Below are 21,167 nucleotides of genomic sequence, written 5' to 3' on the forward strand. Positions count from 1 at the left end.
GGGGCGAAAGGTCAGATACCGCGGCAGCTGCTCCAGGCATTGGCCATAGCTGTACCTGCTTCCCCTGACCTGACGCCATTTGAACTCAAGTACAGTTCACCTTTGCCTGCCATCACTCCGCCAGCGACGGGCGAGGCTTTCAGGTCATAACTGGTAGATGTCAGATTCTCTAGTGAAATGGTGAAGATCGCTGTCGAATCGACAGGACTCTGTGCATAGGCACCAAGATCGGCACCAGCATAGGAGTTGTTCTGCGCCCTGTAGCGCTCCATCAATCCTGCCGCTCCAGTAAGTGTGCCTTTGACGTCCTCGCAGGCGGTGCGGCGCACGTATGCCGTGTAGTTAGGTAGGGCGATGGCGGCGAGAATCGCCACCACCACTACCGCAATCATCAGTTCCAGCAGGGTGAAACCCCTTTGCTTATTCATTGCCGGCGTTCTCAAAATTTGTCCTCGTCGATCCAGTAGAACTCGCTGGTATTCAGCTGCGGTGGCTTGCGGATGTCGGTGCCGTTGATCACGAAGCTGGTGCCGCCAATGGTTACCAACGTCGGGTCGGGCAGCAGGCCGGTGGTGTTCACCACGTTATAGCGTGCTGATGGAGAAGTGTTGGTGTTGCCGCTGGTGTCTGTGGAGTACGGCGTGGCATCGGCCAGATTGACGACGTAGGAGCGGTTGACGCCCACCGCGGCCTGGCATGAGTTAGCGTTGGCGGTCGGTTCGTAGGTGTTGAAGAAGACGAAGCCGTTAACGGTGAGTGCTCGGGTCAAGACTTTCTCACCGCCAGAGCTGTTCAGCTTGATCATCCAGCCGCCGGCAGTGGTGGTGCTGAAGGCGTTACTGGCGTCTGCCTTCTGGGCATCCGTGCCGGCCTGCACCAGGTTGCTGGTGGCGTCGTACAGGCTGCTTTCGGTCAGGGTGCCTTCACTGGTCGAGGGCTTGGTCAGCACTGGGGTGCGGAACGAGTAGAAGCGGTCCTCGGTCAGCTTGCTCAGCGGGTGGCCGCGGTAGCCCGAGCCGATGTTGACGGTGAGCATGAGGGTTCCGTTGACGTTGAGGATTGCCACGTCAGGCTCGTTGTAGAAGCGCCGCAGTTTGAGCTTGCGATCGGCATCGGTGGTGCTGCCGGTGTCGGCCGGGATGACGCTGGCGAAGACGCCGTTGTTGCTGGTGCCACCCGGAGTGACCAGGGTATTGCCGGCATTGGCGCCGTTGTTGATGTAGAAGCGCCAGACCTGTCCGCCCATGTCGCCGACGAAGAACTCATCGGCGAGTTGCTGGTCGTCATTGATCAGCGTGCCGTTGCTGTTCTGCTGCAGATCAATGACTCGTACCGGTGCAGGCATGCTGTAGCTCATTCTGCTAAGCGACACGCTACCGCTCGACTTGCTGGCGGACCAGAGCAGCGCACCGGTCTTGGCGTTGACGATGTAGACCGCGTTGCCCATGGTGTCGGCGGTCGGGATGCTGACGTTGTCCTGGTTGGGGTCGTAGCCGCCGGCGAAGATCAGCACATCGGTGATGGTGCCGCCGACGTTGATCTTCGTCTTGACCGGCGCAGACCAGGTCTGCCCCAGTTGCTCGAAGCCAGTGGTCACGCCGCCCTTGATCAGCCACAGGAGCTTCGGCGCGGAGCGGTCGGTGACATCCAATGCATAGATATTGCGACCGCCACGCCCCATGGTGCCGTAGGCGTAGACGAACTCGCCGGTGTTCAAGCCGGTGAGCAGGGTCGGGGTGGTCTTGGTGGGATCCAGGCCGCCGTAGATGACGCCGTTCTTGTTGGCGTCGTTGACCCACAGGGTGACGGTGTTATCCATCCCATAAGGGCGCGGCTTGGCGGTCGTCGACTTGGCGTTCGCCGCCAACTGTGTGATGTTCGACAGCAGAGGCTCGGGCATGAAGGCGAACTGCTCCTGGCCGTTACTGGTGTCGAACATGTGCAGATAGCCTTCATTGGTCGCCATTACCGCGCTCTGGTCCTCGGTGTCGCACGCGGTATAGGTGGTATCGGTGTAGCTGTTGCAGGCGTAGGTGACCAGGCGCGGCGAGGAGTGCAGCGGATCGCCCAGGGCCTTGCGCTGCGAACCGGTGGTGGTCAGGCCGCGGATGTAGTTGATGGCTGCGGTGCGCGACGCGGTGTCGTTGGGATCGGTGATCCCCAGCAGGCTATTGGTGATGGCGGTGTTCGAGGTGTCGAGCGCGCTCAGGGCTGTAGCCGCGGCTGGCGAGTTACCGATAAAGGTATACAGGTGGCGCGATGCGGCGGCTGGCAGGTTTGCTGCTGCTCCGCCGGCGGTGGTGTCGTTGCCGTCGGCTGTCGCGCTCCAGAAGCTGCGCGCGCTGTCCTTGAAGAACCCGGTCAGCGGGTTGACTGCGGCCACGTTGTCGGCGTCGACGATTGTTGCCGAGGCAGTGTCCAGGCGATAGCGCTTCAGGTTGCCCGGCCAGGTATCGGTTTCCTTCGGACGGAATACCGAGAAGTACAGCTGGTCCTTGTTGTCCTGGCGGTTGAAGGTGTTCACCGGCGCGCTGGCGGCCACGAAGGAGCTGTCGGTGGAAATCACGTGCTGGATGATGTCGTTGAAAGCGCTCGACAGGTCACCTGCGGTGGTGGCGTTGTAGCTGCCTCCGCCGCCATTGGTGGCCAGGTCGTTGAGGAACTTCTTGATATTGGCACTAGCTGTAGCGCCGCTTGCATCCAGGGCGAAGCCGACGGTGTGGGTCGTGATGGTGCTGCCGTCGATATTCGAGATCTGGTTGTTCTTGGCCATCCAGGTAGCCAGGCTGCGGGCGCATTTTTCGCCGTCGTCGGTGGCGTCACCCGTACAGCTGGCACCGGTCAGCGAGGCGATGTCATTTTTCGCTGCATCGGTGTTCAGGTTGGCCTGGCCATCGGTCAGCAATACCAGGTGCGTTGTCTGGCAAGCGCTATTGATCGGGCTGGGGTTCCCGTTAGCGCCATTGCGCAGGTAATTCACGGCATCGTCGAGCGTCGGGACGATAGGTGTACTGCCAGTCGGGGTAAGGTTCTGCACCAGCGCGTTCAACGCATTACGTACGGTATAGGGCGTAGTGCTCAGGCCGCCGCTGGCAAGTTTGATGCGCAGACGCAGGGACTGTGCCGGGTTGCTCTCGTAGGCGCGGGCATTGAGGGTGCTGTCCGCGCTCTGGTTCATGAACACCGACAGGGCGTTACCCGGTGCCCAGCCGCTGCGGTTGAACACCGTCTGTAATGAAGAGGCGAGGCCGGGGCAGCTGAACGGCGTGCCGGAAGTCCAACCACCATTGCTGTTATTGATAGTGCAAGCAACTGACGAAGTCTGGGAGCGCAGGGCAAAGTTGCCTGAGTCGGACTGGTAGGCGGCCGAGTTGTCCGCATCCTCGAAGCTGATATTGGTGCTGACGCTGGGCGATGTGACGGTGGCGCTCGGCGTAATGAACAGCTTGGCATCCAGTACGGTCGCATTCTTGTTGATCAGCAGGTTGGTATAGCGCGCCGCAATGATGCCGGCATCTAGCGGCAGTGTGGTGGCGCCCAGGGTTGGCGAGTTGTAGCGACGCCCCGGAGCGGTCTCGAAGCCGTCGTTCTTCGCATCGGTGACGCGGGCCTCCACGATCGGGTTCAGGCAGCCGCTGCTGCCTCCGGTGTAGGTGACTGTCAAAGTGGGCTGCAGGCCTACCCCGCCTTCGTAGCTGTAAGCCGTACGGGAACCGCTACCACCGTTGGGCGTGAAGAAGAACGCGGCCGAGTTGTTACCGCACCAGCCGCTCTGGCTGACGATTTCCTGCATGACGCTGGTGACATCGGGGCCTTGTACGGGAACCGGCGGGCTGGCGCTGGCCCAGGCGTCAGGGATCCAGTTGGTAACTGCGTTGGTCTTCGCGCGTGCAGCCAGGTTCTCCGTAGCGCTGAAGGTGGCTGCGTCGCTGGCCAGTTGTCCCTTCACTTGGAAAGTCACTGGATCGCTGTTGCTAGTCGCAGGGGCAAAGGAAATTCGTGCGGAGGTTATTGTTGCACCCTGAGGAATGGCCACGTTCTGGAAGCGTACGGCGCCCATGCGGGTCAAGGTGACGTTGGAGGTGGTGGTGTAGTTCACCACCAGGGTCGGGAAGGTGCCGGTGGCGCAACCGCGCACGCAGAAGGTGTAGTCGTTTGCCTGGGTGGCGCGGAAGCTCAGCAGGATATCGCTAACGGCGCTGTCCGTGGGGTTCAAGCCCTGCATCGTCTGCAGCAGGCTCTGGATGTCAACCTGAATCGTACGGCCGCTTCGCCAGCTGGGGGCGGTGAGGTTGGCGCTGGCGAAGGTTCTCGTGCCAATGGTCGTACTGTCGTTCAATGCGGCCGGGGTTTTCGATTGCTCGATTCTCAGGGCAAGCGTCGGAGGCGTGGTATTTCTGCCGCCATTGGTGGGAGTCAGCTGCAGGTAAGCGCTGTTGATGGTGGCGTTTGCCGGCAGGCCTAGCGAGCGGAAATAGAACAGTGCGGTGCGGTTGTTCGTGTTGGAGGTCGAGTTGATGTTTAGCTCGGTGAGGTCACTGTTATTACAGATCGACGTATTGCGGTTCGATACCCCGGTCGCACGCATTCGGCAGGCGTAGTTGGCATTGGCCGTGCTGACGAAGAATGCATCGGTATCGCCGAGAATCGAGGTGCCATCATTGGTGGCGGTGGTGGTGCTGCCGATATAGCCCATCGGCAGGCTCGTCTCGCTGATGCTGGCGGTGGACGAGATATCGGTGCGCTGGGTGGCGTCGTCGCTGCCCTGGGCGATTTCGGGGGCGCCGGCGTACTGGGTTGCGCCACTGGGTACGGCGTTGTCGATATTGGTGACCGGGTAGAGCAGACGCTGGTCGTCATCGGGGTTGAGGATCATCAGGCCGGCATTGATGCCGTTGGTGCTCGTGATGATGTCGGAAAAGGATTGCTTGAGCACCGTCATCCGCGATTGCTCGTTGCCCCAAGGATTGTTGTTGCTGTCGGTACGCCAGGCCATGGAACCGGAGTTGTCCAGGACGAAGAGCACATTGGGGCGGACGCTGCTGTCGATCGACTGGCCACCGAAGAAAATCTCGGTGTCGTCGGCATAACTCGCGGTGGCGAATCCGATGCCTGCAGTCAGCAGGGCTCCGCTCAGCAGGCTACGGATGAAGGACAGATGGGGGCTCATGCTGTGCACCTGGGCGGTCGGTTAATAGGTGGCCTGGATGAAACTACGGCGATGCAGGGCGCGCGCCTGACCGGTCGAAGTGGTCGGGTCGCAACCGGAAAGACTCTTGCAGGCCTTGGCCTGGCTGCTGACCTGGTAGCAGTTGTAGACGAGACCTCCGACGCTGAGACTCTGCGGCGGGATGACTCGCGAGCATTCCAGGCTGGACGAGGTCACGCTCGCGCGCGCGTTGCCGGAGTCACCGGAGGAAAAATCCACGGTAGCGGGCTCGGTAGGTTTGTTGCCGTGGTCCTTGTACCACTGGACCCAATATTTGAGCCCGCTCTCCGAAGCCTGGAAGGCCAGGTTCTGCTGCTGGGCGTTGCCGGAAATGCGTTGCTGCAGGGTAGAGGTGCTGGCCATGGAGATCGCCAGCACCGTGAGAATCAGCAATAGCAGCAGGCTGACGATCAGGGCCATCCCGCGTTGTGGCTTCAGGGAGGTCATGGCCGGTTCCTCAGTTCGATGGTGTTGACGAAGCTGCGCGATACGTTCTGCGTGCTTTCCGTCGCGGTGAGGCTGACCTGCAGGCGATCGGCACTCTGGAGCTGCGCGCTGGTGATGGTGCCGGCGGACTTCCATACGGTGTTGGCACCGGACTCGTAACCGAGGTTGAACCCTGTGATCTGCGCGCCATCGACAATGGTCTGGGTGCCGCCACTGGTGGTGGAGCTCATGCAGATGGAGGTGCCGTTAGCGCAGTTGCTGTAGGTGACCGAGTAGAGATAGAGCGTCGGGGTTGTGCCGTTGACGCAGCCCTTGTTGGTGCCGGGCATGGCGATGCCGGTATTGGTGGTCACGGCATAGTTGAAAGTGATGGTGGTGTTGTTGTTCGCGACCGTGGTGACGGCATCGCGCGGAAACTTGGTGCCGTTGCTCACGGGGGTAGGGGTGCTCGGCATGACACAACCCTGGTAACCGGCGCGACGGGCATCGCTGGCGATCATGTCGAGCACCACGCGGCCGCTGTCCTGCACCTGGATCAGCGCGGTGCTGACCTTGTTGGAATGCGAGCTGTTGCTGAACATCTGCAGAACGCCAAGCAGCAGCAGCGAGCTGAGCAGCAGGGCGACCATCAGTTCGATCATCGACAGACCGCGCTGGTTCGCTCGGCTGCTGTGACGGCGGACAGTCATAGATTGACCCTCAGGGTGAAGCTACTGGTCTGGGTGCTCGTCGAGCGTTGCTGCGAGTCCGATTCGGTCCAGCTGATGACGATCTGGTACTCGTTGGCGTTGTTTTTCGTGATGGTGGCGGAAGCGCCGGGAAGGGCACCCTGCAGGTTCGCCCACCATTCGTACATGTCCTGCGCCGCCTGTTGGGATGGCGTGCAGCCGGCGGTCTTGGTCTTGCAGTCCGGGTTGTTAAGGGTGCTATCGGTGTCGAGTGTCGCGGCGTAAGGCGATTGGCCTAGCGTCGCCTGATCGCTATTGCTGCGCATGCGCTCGACGAGGTCGAAGGCCAGTTGGCTGGCTTGGCCGCGTTGGTAGGCGCTCTGGTTATTCTGCAGGCTGGTCATGGTCAGGGAGGCCATGCCTAGCAGGCCGATGGCCAGGACCAGCAGTGCGATCAGAACTTCGATCAGGGTGAAGCCGTTTTGACGGCCGCGAATCAGGGACATGTGCTGTTCGCTCCACTGGTGGCGACGCCGGCGATGTTGACCGTCACGGCGCGCGAGCTATCAGTGCCACGGGAGTCGCAGACGCGCAGGGTCACGGAATTGTTCAGGGTGCCGTTGGGGTTGATGGTGATGGTGCCGCTGCTGCTGAGGGTCAGGCCGCTGTCGTTGGGGGGCAGGACCTTGATCAGCGATGCCTTGGCAACCGTGGTTGTGGTCGTATCCGGGCTACGGAAGACGATGGCTCCGTCTTCCCAGTTGCTGCTGTTGCAGCTGTAGTTGCTCTGATTGGCAGAAGCGTCGCTGCTGCCGCAAACACGCACGAATGTGTGTTGGGTAATGGCCTCGCTGCGCGCAGCCTGCACCAGGCCAATGACCATGTTGGTCTGGCTGGTGATCTGGTTGTCCATCATCAGGGTACGGAAGCTGGGAATGGCGATGCTCGCCAGGATGGCGGCGACGGCCACCACCACCATCAGCTCGATCAGCGTGAACCCCGCCATCTCCTTGCTGCGCGACATGGGCGCATTCCTCGATCTTTTGACTAGAGGTAATGCTGCCTATTCCGGCAGGAAAAATCCTATTTGTCTGGATGATCGTTGCCGATCGCACGATATCCGGTCGTCGGGTGCGAGCTTCTGTGATGCCGGTCGCGCTGAGGCTGTGCGCTGGTTAGCGTGGGCAGAGCGTGGCGGGCTCGGCGCTTTCCTGGCGGATTCGGCCGCTGCGGTTGATGAGCAGCTTGTAGGCTTTGGAACCCTTGCCGCATACCGCCAGGTGGCCGGCGTGGAAGGCGCCGTTGGGTTGAATGCTGACGCCGTCGGCGCGGAAGTGGATGTAGCTTTTGCTGGTTCGGTCGGCTTGGATTGAGACGCCCTCGATGGCTGCCTGATTGGCCAGCGGGTGCTCGTCGTCCTGGCGCATGCCGTCGTTGTTGCGGTCATGGAAGACTCGCCAGCCCGCGCTCCAGTCGCCATCGATCGCGGCGATGCTGACTACCTGGCCGGTCATTACTGCTGTCTCTCGCGCCAGGTTGAGTGCGCTTCGCAGGCTGTGTGCCGCGGTCTCTGTGCGTTGTCGGGCGAGCAGGTCGCTGAAGGATGGAGCGGCCGTCGACAGCAGGATTGCGAGCAGGGCTAGGCAAACGAGCAGTTCCACCAGGCTGACTCCACGGCATCTGGGCATGTTCGCGTCCTCCTTTTGTTCTGGAGGAGGGAGTATTGGCGGGGCTGCAGCGGGTGATGGCTGTTGCGTCAGGGGCGTCTTCCTAACGGGGCGTAGGGGCCTTCCGGCAAGTCGGCTTGGTATAGTGCGCGCCGGGTCGTCGGGCCCGCCGTTTTCTTTGCTTCGAGGTATCGCGCGATGTCGGATGTGCTGGTTGTCGGTGGCGGAGTCGTCGGTCTGTTGAGTGCCTGGTCGCTGGCGCGGGAAGGCTGCCGGGTGACTCTGGTCGAGCGCGGTGCCACGGGCCGGGAATCATCCTGGGCCGGTGGAGGAATCGTCTCGCCGCTGTACCCCTGGCGCTACAGCAGTGCAGTGGCGAACCTGGCGCATTGGTCGCAGGATTTCTACCCCGGGCTCGGGCAGCAGTTGCTCGAGGCAACCGGCATCGATCCGGAGGTGCATGTCACCGGCCTCTACTGGCTGGATCTCGAAGATCAGGCTGAAGCGCTGGCCTGGGCGCGCGCCAATGGTCGTCCGCTGGATGAAGTGGACATCTCTGTCGTGCACGACGCCGTGCCGGCGCTGGGGCCCGGTTTCCAGCGTGCGATCCACATGCCCGGCGTGGCCAATGTGCGCAATCCGCGCTTGGCGCGTTCGCTCCGAGAGGCGCTGCTGCGCATGCCGGCGGTCGAGCTTCGCGAGGATTGCGAGGTGCTGGGGTTCATCCAGGAGCAGGGGGCGGTTCGCGGCGTGCGCACCGCTCAGGGCGAACTGCGGGCGGAGACTACGGTGCTGGCCGCCGGCGCCTGGAGTGGAGAGCTGCTGGCCAGCCTGGGGCTGACCCTCCCGGTGGTGCCGGTGAAGGGGCAGATGATCCTCTACAAGTGTGCGGAAGACTTCCTCACCAGCATGGTGCTGGCCAAGGGGCGCTACGCGATACCCCGGCGTGACGGCCACATCCTGATCGGCAGCACGCTTGAGCATGCCGGGTTCGACAAGACGCCGACCGAAGATGCCCTCGCGAGCCTGCGCGCGTCGGCGGAGGAGCTGTTGCCGGCATTGGCTGGACAAGCGCCCGTGCTGCATTGGGCCGGGCTGCGGCCGGGTTCTCCGCAGGGGATTCCCTTCATCGGGCCTGTGCCGGAATACCCCGGCCTGTGGCTGAACACCGGGCACTACCGCAATGGATTGGTGCTGGCGCCGGCTTCGTGCCGGCTGCTGGTGGATCTGCTGCAGCGGCGCGAGCCGATCATCGAGGCGCAGCCCTATGCGCCGGAAGGGCGGCTGGTGGATACGCCGTTAGTTTGAGGCTGGGGCAATTCTTGTCGTAGGAGCCAGCTTGCTGGCGAACCGGCTCGATGGCGCAGCAGCCGGAAGAAGCGTTCGCGAGCAAGCGCGCTCCTGCAGAAGGGCGGCGATCAATCGATACCGAGCTTCTTCAGCCGGTAGCGCATGGAGCGGAAGGTCAGGCCCAGACGCTGGGCGGCCGCAGTGCGGTTCCAGCGGGTTTCCTCGAGTGCCTGCATGATCAGCTTGCGTTCGATCTCTTCCAGGTAGTCTTCGAGGTTGTCGATCTGCGCCAGGCTGGCTTCGCCGCTTTCGCCGCCACTCGCGGTTTCCGCGAAGCGCAGGTCGTGCGGCTGGATGAGGTCGTCCTCGCACAGCGTGTAGGCGCGCTCGAGCATGTTCTCCAGTTCGCGTACGTTGCCGGGGAAACGGTAGCTCTTCAGCTTTTCCAGCGCATCGGCGCTGACCTTCGCCGGCGCCAGGCCGCTATCGCTGGCCAGGCGCTGCAGCACGCGATCGGTGAGCAGCGGAATATCCTCGCGGCGCTCGCGCAGCGGCGGCACGCGCAGCTCGATGACGTTCAGGCGGTAGTAGAGGTCCTGGCGGAAGCGCCCGGCGGCGACTTCTGCAGCGAGGTCCTTGTGTGTCGCGCTGAGCACGCGCACGTCGACCGACACTTCCTGCTGGCCACCGACCGCGCGTACGGCCTTCTCCTGGATGGCGCGCAGCAGCTTGACTTGCATCGGCAGCGGCAGGTCGGCGACTTCGTCGAGGAACAGGGTGCCGCCGTTGGCCGCCTGGAACAGGCCCTGCTTGTCTTCCACGGCGCCGGTGAAGCTGCCTTTCTTGTGGCCGAAGAACTCGCTTTCCATCAGCTCTGACGGGATGGCGCCGCAGTTGACCGGGACGAAGGCCACTTCGCTGCGTGGGCCTTGTTCGTGGATCAGCCGTGCCACCAACTCCTTGCCGCTACCCGATTCGCCGCTGATGTACACCGGCGCCTGGCTGCGCGCGAGCTTGGCGATCTGGTTGCGCATCTGCTTCATCGGCGGCGACTCGCCGAGCAGGCGGTTGTCCACCGGTGCTTCTTCGGCGCTCGGCGAACGCAGGCGCAACGCGGTGGCGACCAGTTCGCGCAGGCGGCCGAGGTCGACCGGCTTGGTGACGAAGTCGAAGGCGCCGGCCTTGAGCGCGTTGACCGCGGTATCCAGGCTGCCAAAGGCGGTAATCATGGCCACCGGTACCTGTGGGTGGCGCTGCTGGATGTGCTGCACCAGGTCCATGCCGGTGCCGTCGGGCAGGCGCATGTCGGTCAGGCACAGGTCGAAGGGTTCGCGGGCCAGGTACTCGCGCGCTTCCTTGATGTTGCGGGCGCTGCGGGTATCGAGCTTCATGCGGCCGAGGGTGATCTCCAGCAGCTCGCGGATATCCGGTTCATCGTCGACGATCAGGGCTTTTTGCCGGCTCATGGTCTTTATCGTTCTTTCAGCTTTGCTTGAGCGGGTGGGCGAAGGTGATGCGGAAGCAGCCACCGCCCTCGTCGCGGTTCTTGAAGTCGATGCGGGCCTGGTTGCTTTCGCACAGTTCCCTGGAAATGTACAGGCCGAGGCCGGTCCCCTTGCTCTCGGTAGTGAAGAAGGGCTCGAACAGCTTGCCCAACTGCTCCTCCGCTATGCCGGGACCGTCGTCGAGCACCTCGAGGACGGGCAGGTCGCTGTCGCTGTCGCGGAACAGATTCAGCCACACCTGGCCCTTGCCGTGCTGCTTGGCGCTGTAGCGCAGGCCATTCTGCACCAGATTGCCGAGCACCTGCGTGAGCTGGTTCGGGTCCATGCGCGTCTGGATGCTGCCTTCGCCCATTTGCACGTGGATCTGCTGGTCCGGTCGCAGGCTTTCGCGCAACTCGTCGCTGAAACGCTGCAGCCAGTACTTGAGGTCGAGCAGTTGCGGCTCCGCCTGGCGCCGCCGCGACAGTTGCAGGACGTTCTCGATTACCAGGTTCATGCGCCGCGACTGGTCCTGGATGATTTGCGTCAGCCTGCGGTCGGGAGCGTCCAGCGCTTCGGACTCGAGCAGCAGTTGTGCGGCATGGCTGATTGCGCCCAGCGGATTGCGGATTTCGTGGGCGATCCCGGCAGTTAGCCGGCCGAGCGCCGCAAGCTTGAGTTGTTGTGCCTGCTGGGCGATCTGCGAGATGTCTTCGAGGAAGACCAGGGTGTGCTGCTCTTCGCCATGGCGCAGCGGAATGAAGCTCGGCTGCAGCGTGGGGCCGCTGTCCGGGGCCTGGATGCTGGGTGGGCGCAGCGAGGGGTTCTGCGACCATTGCTGCAGGCTGTCGAGCAGGTCCTGGCTGTAGGTAGCGAGGCGTCGCGCGGCGAGTTCCGACTCCGCCAGCAGGCTGTGCGCACTCTGGTTGGCCAGCAGGATGCGCTGCTGGCTGTCGAGTACCAGGATGCCGGTACGCATGCGCTGGAGGATCTGTGCGTTGAGCTCCTGCAGGTTGGCCACGGTGGTGGCGCGCTCCTCGGCGAGCGAGTCGCTGAGTTGTTGGCGGCGGGTCAGGCCCTGTAGCAACAGGGCAGCGGCGAAGCACAAGGCGCCCAGGCCGCCGACCTGCAGGTAATGGTTGACCGCCGACGGTTGGCTGAGGCTCAGGTAGAAGGTCAGGTAGATCATGCCGATCGCGGCGACCGCGGCGATAAGCAGGCCGATGCGCCCGCGCAGCAGGATATTGGCGATAGCTACGGCCACCACCAGCAGGTTGCCGACCCCGCTAGGCACCCCGCCGGCGGCGAAGAACAGGCCGCAGAGCAGGAGAATGTCGAGCAGCGCTATGCAGAAGATCGGCAGCAGCTGGCGCGGCGACGGCATCAGCACGGCGATCAGGATATTGATGATCAGGTAGCCCCAGCAGCCGATGTGGAATAGCTCGATGTCGCGGGGCGCCAGGATGTGGTTGTCGAGGTTGCTGGAAATCAGCAGCACCAACGCCAGGCCGATGCTCAGGCGGTACAGGTGGTACAGGCGAAGGATGCGCTGCCCCTGCTGGCCGCTGAGCGGGATGGCCTTAGCCATGTCGGGTCTGATCCTGTTGCAGGTGGGCCTGGCTGCAGTACCAGCGCTGTTCGTTCTGCAGCGCCTGGGCACGCGGCACGTGCACGCCGCACTGGGCGCAGCGCACCATGGGCTCGGCTTGCTCGTCCCGGGGCTTCGCCGCAGGCCGCTGCGGGCGTGTCGCCTTGCGCCAGAACCACCAGGCCAGGGCGAACAGGATGAGCCAGAACAGCAGTCGGGTCATGGTGGTCCCTTTCTTTTCGGAAGAGCCGCAGTGTAACCAAGCCAGCACGCCGGGCAAGCACCCGCGTGCCAGGTTTCCCGTATCGTGCTCCCGGCAACGAAAAAGGGAGGCTTGCGCCTCCCTTTCGGTGTCCTCGGATGGGTCAGTCGACCAGGCCGAAGGTCACATAGTGCATCCAGGAGTGCTTCTTCCGGCCGCTGGTGTCTGGCGCCTCGGTGGACTTGCCCTGGTTCTCCGGCTGCAGTTCCGGCGGAATCTGCTGCAGGGCGTCCTGGTACTGCTTGGCAACGTCCTTGCTCGCCTGGGTTTCCACGGCAGAGGAGGGCGCGGTATGCGAGTCGATCAGGCCCAGGGTGGCCCTGGCCAGCCAGCTGCGGTCGTCGTCGCCGCGCTCGCGGGGCACGAACTGGCCGTCCTTCAGGCTGGGGTTGTCCGGGTAGTTGAGCTTCAGGGTCTGCAGGCTGCTGTCGGCCAGGTCGTTCAGGCCCAGGCGCTGGTAGGCCTCGGTCATGATTGCCAGGCCATCGCCGACGGCCGGGGTTTCCTGGAAGTTCTCGACGATGTAGCGGCCACGGTTGGCGGCGGCTACGTAGGCCTTGCGCTTCAGGTAGTAGTGGCCGACGTGCACTTCGTAGGCGGCCAGCAGGTTGCGCAGGTAGACCATGCGCGCCTTGGCGTCCGGGGCATAGCGGCTGTTGGGGTAGCGGCTGGTGAGCTGGGCGAACTCGTTGAAGGAGTCACGCGCCGCGCCCGGGTCACGCTTGGTCATGTCCAGCGGCAGGAAGCGCGCCAGCAGGCCACGGTCCTGGTCGAAGGACGCCAGACCCTTCAGGTAGTAGGCGTAATCGACGTTGGGGTGCTGCGGGTGCAGGCGGATGAAGCGCTCTGCGGCCGAACGTGCGGCTTCCGGCTCGTTGTTCTTGTAGTTGGCGTAGATCAGCTCCAACTGAGCCTGTTCGGCGTAGCGGCCGAACGGATAGCGGGACTCAAGCGCCTTCAACTTGTTGGTGGCGTTGGTGTAGCTATTGTTGTTCAGGTCTTCCTGCGCCTGCTGGTACAGCTGGGTTTCGCTCAGGTTCTCGTCGACCTTGTCGCCTTTCGACGAGCACGCGCCGACGAAGGCGAGGGTGGCGATCAGCAGCAGGTGTTTCACTTGCATGGCGGCTTGCGTCCCTGGACGGTCGGCTGTCGCGGCCGCATCCGTCTGTTATGATTGGCGCCCCAGGGGTACCCCCTGGGACAAAGGCCCCGTATTTAACCACAGCGTGCCGCCTATCAAAAGGTGGCGCGCCCAGCGCGTCCCAACATGTCTGATCTCATCCAACTGGCGGCCGAAGTGCCGTTCGATCTGGGCGGCCAACGGCTCGACCAGATCGCCGCACAACTTTTCCCCGAACACTCCCGCTCGCGCCTTTCCGGCTGGATCAAGGACGGCCGGCTGACGGTCGACGGCGCCGTGCTGCGACCCAAGGACATCGTCCACGCGGGCTCGCGCCTGGCGCTGGAAGTCGAGCTGGAGGCCCAGGGTGAGTGGAAGGCCCAGGACATCGAGCTCGACATCATCTACGAGGACGAGCACATCCTGGTGATCGACAAGCCGGCCGGCCTGGTCGTGCACCCGGCTGCCGGGCACCAGGACGGCACCCTGCTGAACGCGCTGCTGCACCACGTGCCGGGGCTGGCCAACGTGCCGCGCGCCGGCATCGTCCACCGTCTGGACAAGGACACCACCGGCCTGATGGTGGTCGCCAAGACCCTGGAAGCCCACACCAACCTGGTTTCCCAGCTGCAGGCGCGCAGCGTCAGCCGCGTGTACGAGGCCATCGTGGTCGGCGTGATCGTCGCTGGCGGCAAGATCGACGCGCCCATCAGCCGCCACGGGGTGATGCGCCAGAAGATGGCAGTCGTCCCGACCGGCAAGCAGGCGATCAGTCATTACCGCGTGCTGGAGCGCTTCCGTTCGCACACGCACACCCGCGTCAAGCTGGAGACCGGTCGCACCCACCAGATCCGCGTGCACATGTCGCACATCGGCTTCCCGCTGGTGGGCGACCCCGTCTATGGCGGGCGCTTCCGCATTCCGCCGGGCGCGAGCCCGACCCTGGTCGAGTCGCTGCGTGATTTCCCACGTCAGGCCCTGCACGCGCGCTTCCTGGAGCTCGATCACCCGGCCAGCGGCGTACGCATGAAGTGGGAGTCGCCGCTGCCGGACGACTTCACCTGGCTGCTCAGCCTATTGCGCCAGGACGCCGAATCCTTCGTATGAACGCTGCCTGGATCACCCCGGACTGGCCCGCGCCGGCCAACGTGCGCGCCACCGTCAGCACCCGCGCCGGTGGAGTGAGCCAGGCGCCGTTCGACAGCCTCAACCTTGGCGACCATGTCAGCGATGATCCGGCCGCTGTGGCGGAGAACCGTCGGCGTCTGGTCGCCGCGCACGGTTGCCAGCCCGCCTGGTTGAGCCAGGTGCATGGCATCGAGGTGGTCGAGGCCGATCCTTCCCAGGTCATGACGGCCGATGCCAGCTGGAGCGCGACTCCAGGCATCGCTTGCGCTGTGCTGACCGCAGACTGCCTCCCCGCGCTGTTCTGCGATCGCGCCGGAACCCGCGTGGCCGCAGCCCATGCCGGCTGGCGCGGGCTGGTCGGTGGCGTGCTGGAGGCAACGCTCGACAAGCTGGCAGTTGCGCCCGAGGAAGTGCTCGTATGGCTCGGCCCGGCCATTGGCCCTCAAGCCTTCGAGGTCGGGGCGGAAGTGCGCGATGCCTTCCTTGCCGAACACGCTGAAACCGACGTCGCCTTCGTGCCCAGTCGCAATGACGGCCGCTTCATGGCCGACATCTACCAGCTGGCGCGTATTCGCCTGGCCGCGCGCGGCGTAACGGCTGTGTATGGCGGCGGCTTCTGCACCTTCAGCGACACCGAGCGCTTCTATTCCTACAGGCGCAATTCGCGCACCGGTCGCCTGGCCAGTCTGGTCTGGCTGGATTGATCCCAAGGCCACGTTTGCTCCTACAAGTAGGAACTACCTGTAGGACGAACTGACCGGCGTCATGGCCGAATGCCTTGAAGCGGCCAAAATTGTCCTTATCTATCTGGCATCCCGGCGGGTTTCTCTTCACCAGGGGCAGCGATCGCTCCGACCCGCTATTCAGAAGGAAGGACATACCCCATGCGAATCGACCGCTTGACCAGCAAGCTGCAACTGGCGCTCTCCGATGCCCAGTCCCTGGCCGTTGGCCACGATCACCCGGCCATCGAGCCGGTGCACCTGCTTTCCGCCCTGCTCGAGCAGCAGGGCGGCTCCATCAAGCCCCTGCTGATGCAGGTCGGCTTCGATATCCCGGCCCTGCGCAGCGCGATGAATAAAGAGCTGGATACGCTGCCGAAGATCCAGAACCCCACTGGCGACGTGAACCTCTCGCAGGACCTGGCGCGCCTGCTCAACCAGGCCGACCGCCTGGCGCAGCAGAAGGGCGACCAGTTCATCTCCAGCGAACTGGTGCTGCTCGCCGCCCTGGACGACAACTCCAAGCTCGGCAAGCTGCTGCTCGGCCAGGGGGTGTCGAAGAAGGCTCTGGAAAACGCCGTGAACAACCTGCGCGGCGGCGAGGCGGTCAACGACCCCAATGCCGAGGAATCGCGCCAGGCGTTGGACAAGTACACCGTCGACATGACCAAGCGCGCCGAAGAGGGCAAGCTCGACCCGGTGATCGGCCGTGACGACGAGATCCGCCGGACCATCCAGGTCCTGCAACGGCGCACCAAGAACAACCCTGTGTTGATCGGCGAGCCCGGCGTCGGCAAGACCGCTATTGTCGAAGGCCTGGCCCAGCGCATCATCAACGGCGAAGTGCCCGACGGCCTGAAGGACAAGCGCCTGCTGGCGCTGGACATGGGCGCGCTGATCGCCGGCGCCAAGTTCCGCGGCGAGTTCGAGGAGCGCCTGAAGGCTGTGCTCAACGAGCTGTCCAAGCAGGAAGGCCGGATCATCCTGTTCATCGACGAACTGCACACCATGGTTGGCGCCGGCAAGGCCGAAGGCGCCATGGACGCCGGCAACATGCTCAAGCCGGCCCTGGCTCGCGGCGAGCTGCACTGCGTTGGCGCCACGACCCTGGATGAGTATCGCCAGTACATCGAGAAGGACGCGGCGTTGGAGCGGCGCTTCCAGAAAGTGCTGGTCGACGAGCCGAGCGAGGAAGACACCATCGCCATCCTCCGTGGCCTGAAAGAGCGCTATGAAGTGCACCACGGTGTGACCATCACCGACGGCGCCATCATCGCCGCGGCCAAGCTGTCGCACCGCTACATCACCGACCGCCAGCTGCCGGACAAGGCCATCGACCTGATCGACGAGGCGGCCAGCCGCATCCGCATGGAGATCGACTCCAAGCCGGAAGAGCTCGATCGCCTGGATCGCCGCCTGATCCAGCTGAAGATCGAGCGCGAAGCACTGAAGAAAGAGGACGACGAGGCCACCAAGAAGCGCCTCGCCAAGCTCGAAGAAGAGATCACCAAGCTCGAGCGCGAATACGCCGACCTGGAAGAAATCTGGAAGTCGGAGAAGGCCGAGGTGCAAGGCTCGGCGCAGATCCAGCAGAAGATCGAGCAGGCTCGAACCGAACTCGAGGCGGCCCGTCGCAAGGGCGACCTCAACCGCATGGCCGAGCTGCAGTACGGGGTGATCCCGGACCTGGAGCGCAGCCTGCAGATGGTCGACCAGCACGGCAAGCCGGAGAACCAGCTGCTGCGCAACAAGGTGACCGACGAGGAGATCGCCGAGGTCGTGTCCAAGTGGACCGGCATCCCGGTGTCGAAGATGCTCGAAGGCGAGCGCGAGAAGCTGCTGCGCATGGAAGACGAGCTGCACAAGCGCGTCATCGGCCAGCACGAGGCTGTAGTCGCCGTGGCGAACGCCGTGCGCCGTTCCCGTGCTGGCCTGGCCGACCCGAACCGGCCGAGCGGTTCCTTCCTCTTCCTCGGCCCGACCGGGGTGGGCAAGACCGAGCTGTGCAAGGCGCTGGCCGAGTTCCTCTTCGACACCGAAGAGGCGCTGGTGCGCATCGATATGTCGGAGTTCATGGAGAAGCACTCGGTGGCTCGCCTGATCGGTGCCCCGCCGGGATACGTCGGCTATGAAGAGGGCGGCTACCTGACCGAGGCTGTGCGTCGCAAGCCGTACTCGGTGGTGCTGCTGGACGAGGTTGAGAAAGCCCATCCGGACGTTTTCAACATTCTCCTGCAGGTGCTGGAAGATGGCCGTCTGACCGACAGCCACGGCCGTACCGTGGACTTCCGCAACACCGTGGTGGTGATGACCTCCAACCTCGGTTCGGCGCAGATCCAGGAGCTGGTCGGCGACCGCGAGGCGCAGCACGCGGCGGTGATGGATGCAGTGAACTCGCACTTCCGCCCGGAGTTCATCAACCGGATCGACGAGGTGGTGGTGTTCGAGCCGCTGGCCCGCGAGCAGATCGCCGGTATCGCCGAAATCCAGATGGGCCGCCTGCGCAAGCGCCTGGCCGAGCGCGAGCTGAGCCTGGAACTAAGCAGCGAGGCGATGGACAAGCTGATCGCCGTCGGCTTCGACCCGGTGTATGGCGCCCGTCCGCTCAAGCGCGCAATCCAGCGCTGGATCGAGAACCCGCTGGCGCAACTGATCCTCGCCGGCAAGTTCCTCCCCGGCGCGAAGATCCACGCCAAGGTGGAAAACGACGAGATCGTCTTCGCCTGATCCCGGCCCATGAAAAAGCCCCGCTGATCAGGCTGTGTGAAAACACGCTGTGAGCAAGGCTAATCAAACGCCCCGACTGGTTCGGGGCGTTTGCTTTTCTGAGGGCTCAGCCCATCAGCTCGATCAGGCGCCGAGCGCCGAGTACCTGGATCGCGCGCTCGAGGTTGTAGGTCTGCACGGCCAGGGCCATATCTGTCCTGGCACCCGCTAACTGCCGTAGCAGGAAGCGGCCGTTGCCGAATACCCACTGTTTCAAGTTGCCGAAAGGGTGCTCGACGATGGATCGGCGCCTGGCCATCATCTCCGGCCGGGCCTTCAGGCGTTGCTGCATGCGCTCGAAAGCTGACTCATGGGCATGACGGCTGAGATGGCGACGCTGGCTATTCGTGCAGCGCGCCTTCAAAGGGCAAGCGCTGCAGTCGCCGACGATCGCATAAATCCTCTCTGTGCTGCGTACCTGCTTGAGCGGGAGCCACTGGCCTGCCGGGCACTGATAGCGGTCGTGCTCCGCGTCGTAGGTGAAGGCGCTGCGGTCGAACAGTGCCGTGCCATTGCCGTGATTGTTAACGCCACGGTTCGGCGGTACATACGCCGTGATGCCCGCATCCTCGCACGCCTGGAATTGCTCGCCATTGGAGTAACCGGCGTCCGCCGTGACCGTCAGTTGCGCCTGCTCCAGAACCGCTTGGGCGGCTTCGGCCATCGGCTGCAGTTGGCGCGTGTCATTGCCGTCCTGGGTCACCTCGTGGTGCAGGACCAGGCAGTGCTTGTCATCGACCGCGCTCTGCACGTTGTAGGCGACCCGCGCGCCCTGGTGAGTTCGCATCAACTGGGCATCGGGCTCGCCGATCACGAGTTGTTCAAGCCCTTGGGCCTGCATCAGTACCTGACAAGTCAGGTTGTCCGCGTGTTGAGCCTGCAACTGCTCCAGCGCAGTCTTCACGGCACTCCGGTCGACCCCATCGCCCGCTTCGGCGCGGTCGGTTTCATCCAGGTCGCTCAGATAGCGGGCTATTTCGGCCTCCAGCTTGGCTTGCTGACGCTTGAGCCGCGCCAGGCTCAGGTGCTTGCGCCGCGAAGCCCAGTCGCTGCAGATCCAGCCGCGCCACGTAGGCCTTGATCACGCGGACCAGATGTTCATCGGGAACCCACTCATCCAGCGACACTGGAAACAAGCTGCCCTGATCACGCCCTTCACCGCGGATATAGCCCATGAACGACAATGCCCGTATTGATCGATACGGGCATTGTCTTTGGCTTGTGCTCAGACGGCTAGGTTTTCACACGGTCTGATCTGCCGGGCTTTTTCGTTGGCGGGGTTCAGCGGGTGCCGAAGACCACCATGGTCTTGCCCTTCACGTGCACCAGCCCTTGTTCCTCCAGGCTCTTGAGCACACGGCCGACCATTTCCCGCGAGCAGCCGACGATGCGGCCGATCTCCTGGCGGGTGATCTTGATCTGCATGCCGTCGGGGTGGGTCATGGCGTCCGGCTGCTGGCAGAGGTCCAGCAGGGTGCGGGCGACCCGCCCGGTGACGTCGAGGAAAGCCAGGTCGCCGACCTTGCGGGTCGTCTTGCGCAGGCGCTCGGCCATCTGGCTGCCGAGAGTGATGAGAATCTCCGGGTCCTGCAGGCAGATCTCGCGGAACTTGGCGTAGCTGATCTCCGCGACTTCACACTCACCCTTCGCGCGCACCCAGGCGCTGCGCTCCTGGGCGGTGCTGCCTTCCTTCTCGAACAGGCCCATCTCGCCGAAGAAGTCGCCGCTGTTCAGGTAGCCGATGATCATCTCGCGGCCGTCGTCGTCCTCGATGAGCACGGTGACCGAACCCTTGATGATGAAGAACAGGCTTTCACAGCGGTCGCCCGCGTAGATGATGGTGCTCTTGGGTGTGTAGCGGCGGCGGTGACAGTGCGCGAGCAGCTTGTCGAGGTTCTTTGGTTTGGGTGAAAGGGTAATAGCTACCATGCCCGGGTCCCGAATTATAAGAATGGTCCTGTGCGCGACAGGTGATTTTTCGATTTCTTATGAAGCATCCCTGGCAACCCAGCGTACTGGCTCGACGACTCCCCTGTTCGTCGTATCCGATGCGTTGCCGTTTTCTACCGCAGAGCTCCTACGCCAAAGGGCTAGAGCTTAATCAGGTGTTTGAATGCCGACAATCCGAAGCTGGCCAGGATGTCAGAAAGGTCTGACGAGTGTGCCAGTTAACTGGCGCCAGCATAATAGATAAATGCTGTACTGACGTTTCAATTTGAGAAGTGGGTAACACGGTCATGGGCTACCGGGCCCTGTGTTAATCTGTGCGCCCTTTTTTCCGGCGGAATTCTTTCGATGAAAGCGCGCATTCAATGGGCTGGCGAGGCCATGTTCCTCGGTGAATCCGGTAGCGGCCACGTGGTGGTGATGGACGGTCCGCCGGACGCCGGCGGTCGCAACCTGGGCGTGCGCCCGATGGAGATGCTGCTGCTCGGCCTGGGCGGCTGCACCAACTTCGACGTGGTCAGCATCCTCAAGAAGGGCCGCCAGCCGGTTGAAAGCTGCGAGGCCTTCCTCGAAGCCGAGCGTGCCGACGAGGACCCCAAGGTCTTCACCAAGATCCACGTGCATTTCGTAGTGAAGGGCCGCGGCCTCAAGGAGGCGCAGGTCAAGCGCGCCGTCGAGCTCTCGGCGGAGAAGTACTGCTCGGCCTCGATCATGCTCGGCCGCGCGGGCGTCGAGATCACCCACGACTACGAGATCGTCGAACTGGGCTGATGCCCGGTCATCCGATCATCACGCCGGTGGCGCAAACTCTGGCGGAGGGCAGTCGTCCTCTGCATAATGCGCCACCTTTTTCGGGGCCAAGCCCCAAA

General features: G+C 63.5%; 17 protein-coding genes and 1 pseudogene. 5 read left to right on the forward strand and 13 right to left on the reverse strand.

What is annotated here, in order from left to right; genetic code table 11:
• Positions 1 to 11: 11 nt before the first annotated feature.
• From ACA097_RS17415 to ACA097_RS17445, 7 genes are all read right to left on the reverse strand, one after another.
• On the reverse strand, positions 12 to 428 hold the full coding sequence (locus ACA097_RS17415) for a type IV pilin protein (RefSeq protein WP_084166710.1): 417 nt from the start codon (positions 426 to 428) through the stop codon (positions 12 to 14).
• An 11-nt stretch (positions 429 to 439) separates the two neighbouring features.
• Positions 440 to 5,170 carry a pilus assembly protein PilY gene (locus ACA097_RS17420; protein ID WP_371364785.1) on the reverse strand — a complete coding sequence of 1,577 codons (4,731 nt, stop codon included), beginning with the start codon at positions 5,168 to 5,170 and terminating at the stop codon, positions 440 to 442.
• A 21-nt stretch (positions 5,171 to 5,191) separates the two neighbouring features.
• Positions 5,192 to 5,656, reverse strand: coding sequence for a PilX N-terminal domain-containing pilus assembly protein (locus ACA097_RS17425; protein ID WP_371364787.1), 465 nt, complete (start codon positions 5,654 to 5,656; stop codon positions 5,192 to 5,194).
• Positions 5,653 to 6,345, reverse strand: a complete 693-nt coding sequence (locus tag ACA097_RS17430; protein WP_371364789.1) for a PilW family protein — start codon at positions 6,343 to 6,345, stop codon at positions 5,653 to 5,655. Before ACA097_RS17430 ends, ACA097_RS17425 begins: the two co-directional genes overlap by 4 nt.
• Positions 6,342 to 6,830 carry a type IV pilus modification protein PilV gene (gene pilV / locus ACA097_RS17435; RefSeq protein WP_371364792.1) on the reverse strand — a complete coding sequence of 163 codons (489 nt, stop codon included), beginning with the start codon at positions 6,828 to 6,830 and terminating at the stop codon, positions 6,342 to 6,344. Before pilV ends, ACA097_RS17430 begins: the two co-directional genes overlap by 4 nt.
• Positions 6,821 to 7,348, reverse strand: a complete 528-nt coding sequence (locus ACA097_RS17440; protein ID WP_371364794.1) for a GspH/FimT family pseudopilin — start codon at positions 7,346 to 7,348, stop codon at positions 6,821 to 6,823. Before ACA097_RS17440 ends, pilV begins: the two co-directional genes overlap by 10 nt.
• A 151-nt stretch (positions 7,349 to 7,499) precedes the next feature.
• The gene (locus tag ACA097_RS17445; protein WP_371364796.1) at positions 7,500 to 8,012 is read right to left on the reverse strand and encodes a GspH/FimT family pseudopilin; all 513 of its coding nucleotides are present in this window, start codon (positions 8,010 to 8,012) and stop codon (positions 7,500 to 7,502) included.
• Positions 8,013 to 8,189: 177 nt separating this feature from the next.
• On the opposite strand from ACA097_RS17445, the gene thiO reads away from it, so the two are divergent.
• On the forward strand, positions 8,190 to 9,299 hold the full coding sequence (gene thiO, locus ACA097_RS17450) for a glycine oxidase ThiO (protein WP_371364798.1): 1,110 nt from the start codon (positions 8,190 to 8,192) through the stop codon (positions 9,297 to 9,299).
• A gap of 110 nt (positions 9,300 to 9,409) precedes the next feature.
• Here thiO and ACA097_RS17455 read toward each other — a convergent pair whose 3' ends face one another.
• The 4 genes from ACA097_RS17455 to ACA097_RS17470 form a co-directional block, all read right to left on the reverse strand.
• Positions 9,410 to 10,747, reverse strand: a complete 1,338-nt coding sequence (locus ACA097_RS17455; protein WP_043255030.1) for a sigma-54 dependent transcriptional regulator — start codon at positions 10,745 to 10,747, stop codon at positions 9,410 to 9,412.
• Between the two features lie 16 nt (positions 10,748 to 10,763).
• Positions 10,764 to 12,353 (reverse strand): PAS domain-containing sensor histidine kinase, encoded by a 1,590-nt coding sequence (locus tag ACA097_RS17460; protein ID WP_371364800.1) that lies wholly within the window; start codon positions 12,351 to 12,353, stop codon positions 10,764 to 10,766.
• Positions 12,346 to 12,576, reverse strand: coding sequence for a PP0621 family protein (locus ACA097_RS17465; protein WP_043255028.1), 231 nt, complete (start codon positions 12,574 to 12,576; stop codon positions 12,346 to 12,348). The genes ACA097_RS17460 and ACA097_RS17465 overlap by 8 nt, the downstream gene beginning before the upstream one ends.
• 142 nt (positions 12,577 to 12,718) lie before the next feature.
• Positions 12,719 to 13,735, reverse strand: coding sequence for an outer membrane protein assembly factor BamD (locus ACA097_RS17470; protein WP_043255027.1), 1,017 nt, complete (start codon positions 13,733 to 13,735; stop codon positions 12,719 to 12,721).
• 147 nt (positions 13,736 to 13,882) lie between these two features.
• Between ACA097_RS17470 and rluD the strand changes: the two genes are divergently transcribed.
• The 3 genes from rluD to clpB all read left to right on the forward strand — a co-directional run bounded on the left by rluD (position 13,883) and on the right by clpB (position 18,312).
• The gene (gene rluD / locus ACA097_RS17475; protein ID WP_043255025.1) at positions 13,883 to 14,842 is read left to right on the forward strand and encodes a 23S rRNA pseudouridine(1911/1915/1917) synthase RluD; all 960 of its coding nucleotides are present in this window, start codon (positions 13,883 to 13,885) and stop codon (positions 14,840 to 14,842) included.
• Complete coding sequence (pgeF, locus tag ACA097_RS17480; RefSeq protein WP_371364803.1) at positions 14,839 to 15,567, forward strand: peptidoglycan editing factor PgeF; 729 nt, start codon at positions 14,839 to 14,841, stop codon at positions 15,565 to 15,567. Before rluD ends, pgeF begins: the two co-directional genes overlap by 4 nt.
• Before the next feature lie 180 nt (positions 15,568 to 15,747).
• A complete protein-coding gene (gene clpB / locus ACA097_RS17485; RefSeq protein WP_043255022.1) occupies positions 15,748 to 18,312 on the forward strand; it encodes an ATP-dependent chaperone ClpB in 2,565 nt (854 codons plus the stop codon).
• A 106-nt stretch (positions 18,313 to 18,418) separates the two neighbouring features.
• Here clpB and ACA097_RS17490 read toward each other — a convergent pair.
• Together ACA097_RS17490 and crp are read right to left on the reverse strand one after the other, a co-directional pair.
• Positions 18,419 to 19,526: pseudogene (locus tag ACA097_RS17490) on the reverse strand (transposase).
• A 106-nt stretch (positions 19,527 to 19,632) separates the two neighbouring features.
• Positions 19,633 to 20,280 (reverse strand): cAMP-activated global transcriptional regulator CRP, encoded by a 648-nt coding sequence (crp, locus tag ACA097_RS17495; protein WP_160288305.1) that lies wholly within the window; start codon positions 20,278 to 20,280, stop codon positions 19,633 to 19,635.
• A 366-nt stretch (positions 20,281 to 20,646) separates the two neighbouring features.
• On the opposite strand from crp, the gene ACA097_RS17500 reads away from it, so the two are divergent.
• The gene (locus tag ACA097_RS17500; RefSeq protein WP_015475289.1) at positions 20,647 to 21,069 is read left to right on the forward strand and encodes an OsmC family protein; all 423 of its coding nucleotides are present in this window, start codon (positions 20,647 to 20,649) and stop codon (positions 21,067 to 21,069) included.
• Positions 21,070 to 21,167: the final 98 nt, after the last annotated feature.

Origin of the sequence: Pseudomonas sp. QL9, from assembly GCF_041409665.1 — a bacterium.
GTDB classification, from domain to species: Bacteria; Pseudomonadota; Gammaproteobacteria; order Pseudomonadales; family Pseudomonadaceae; genus Pseudomonas; species Pseudomonas knackmussii.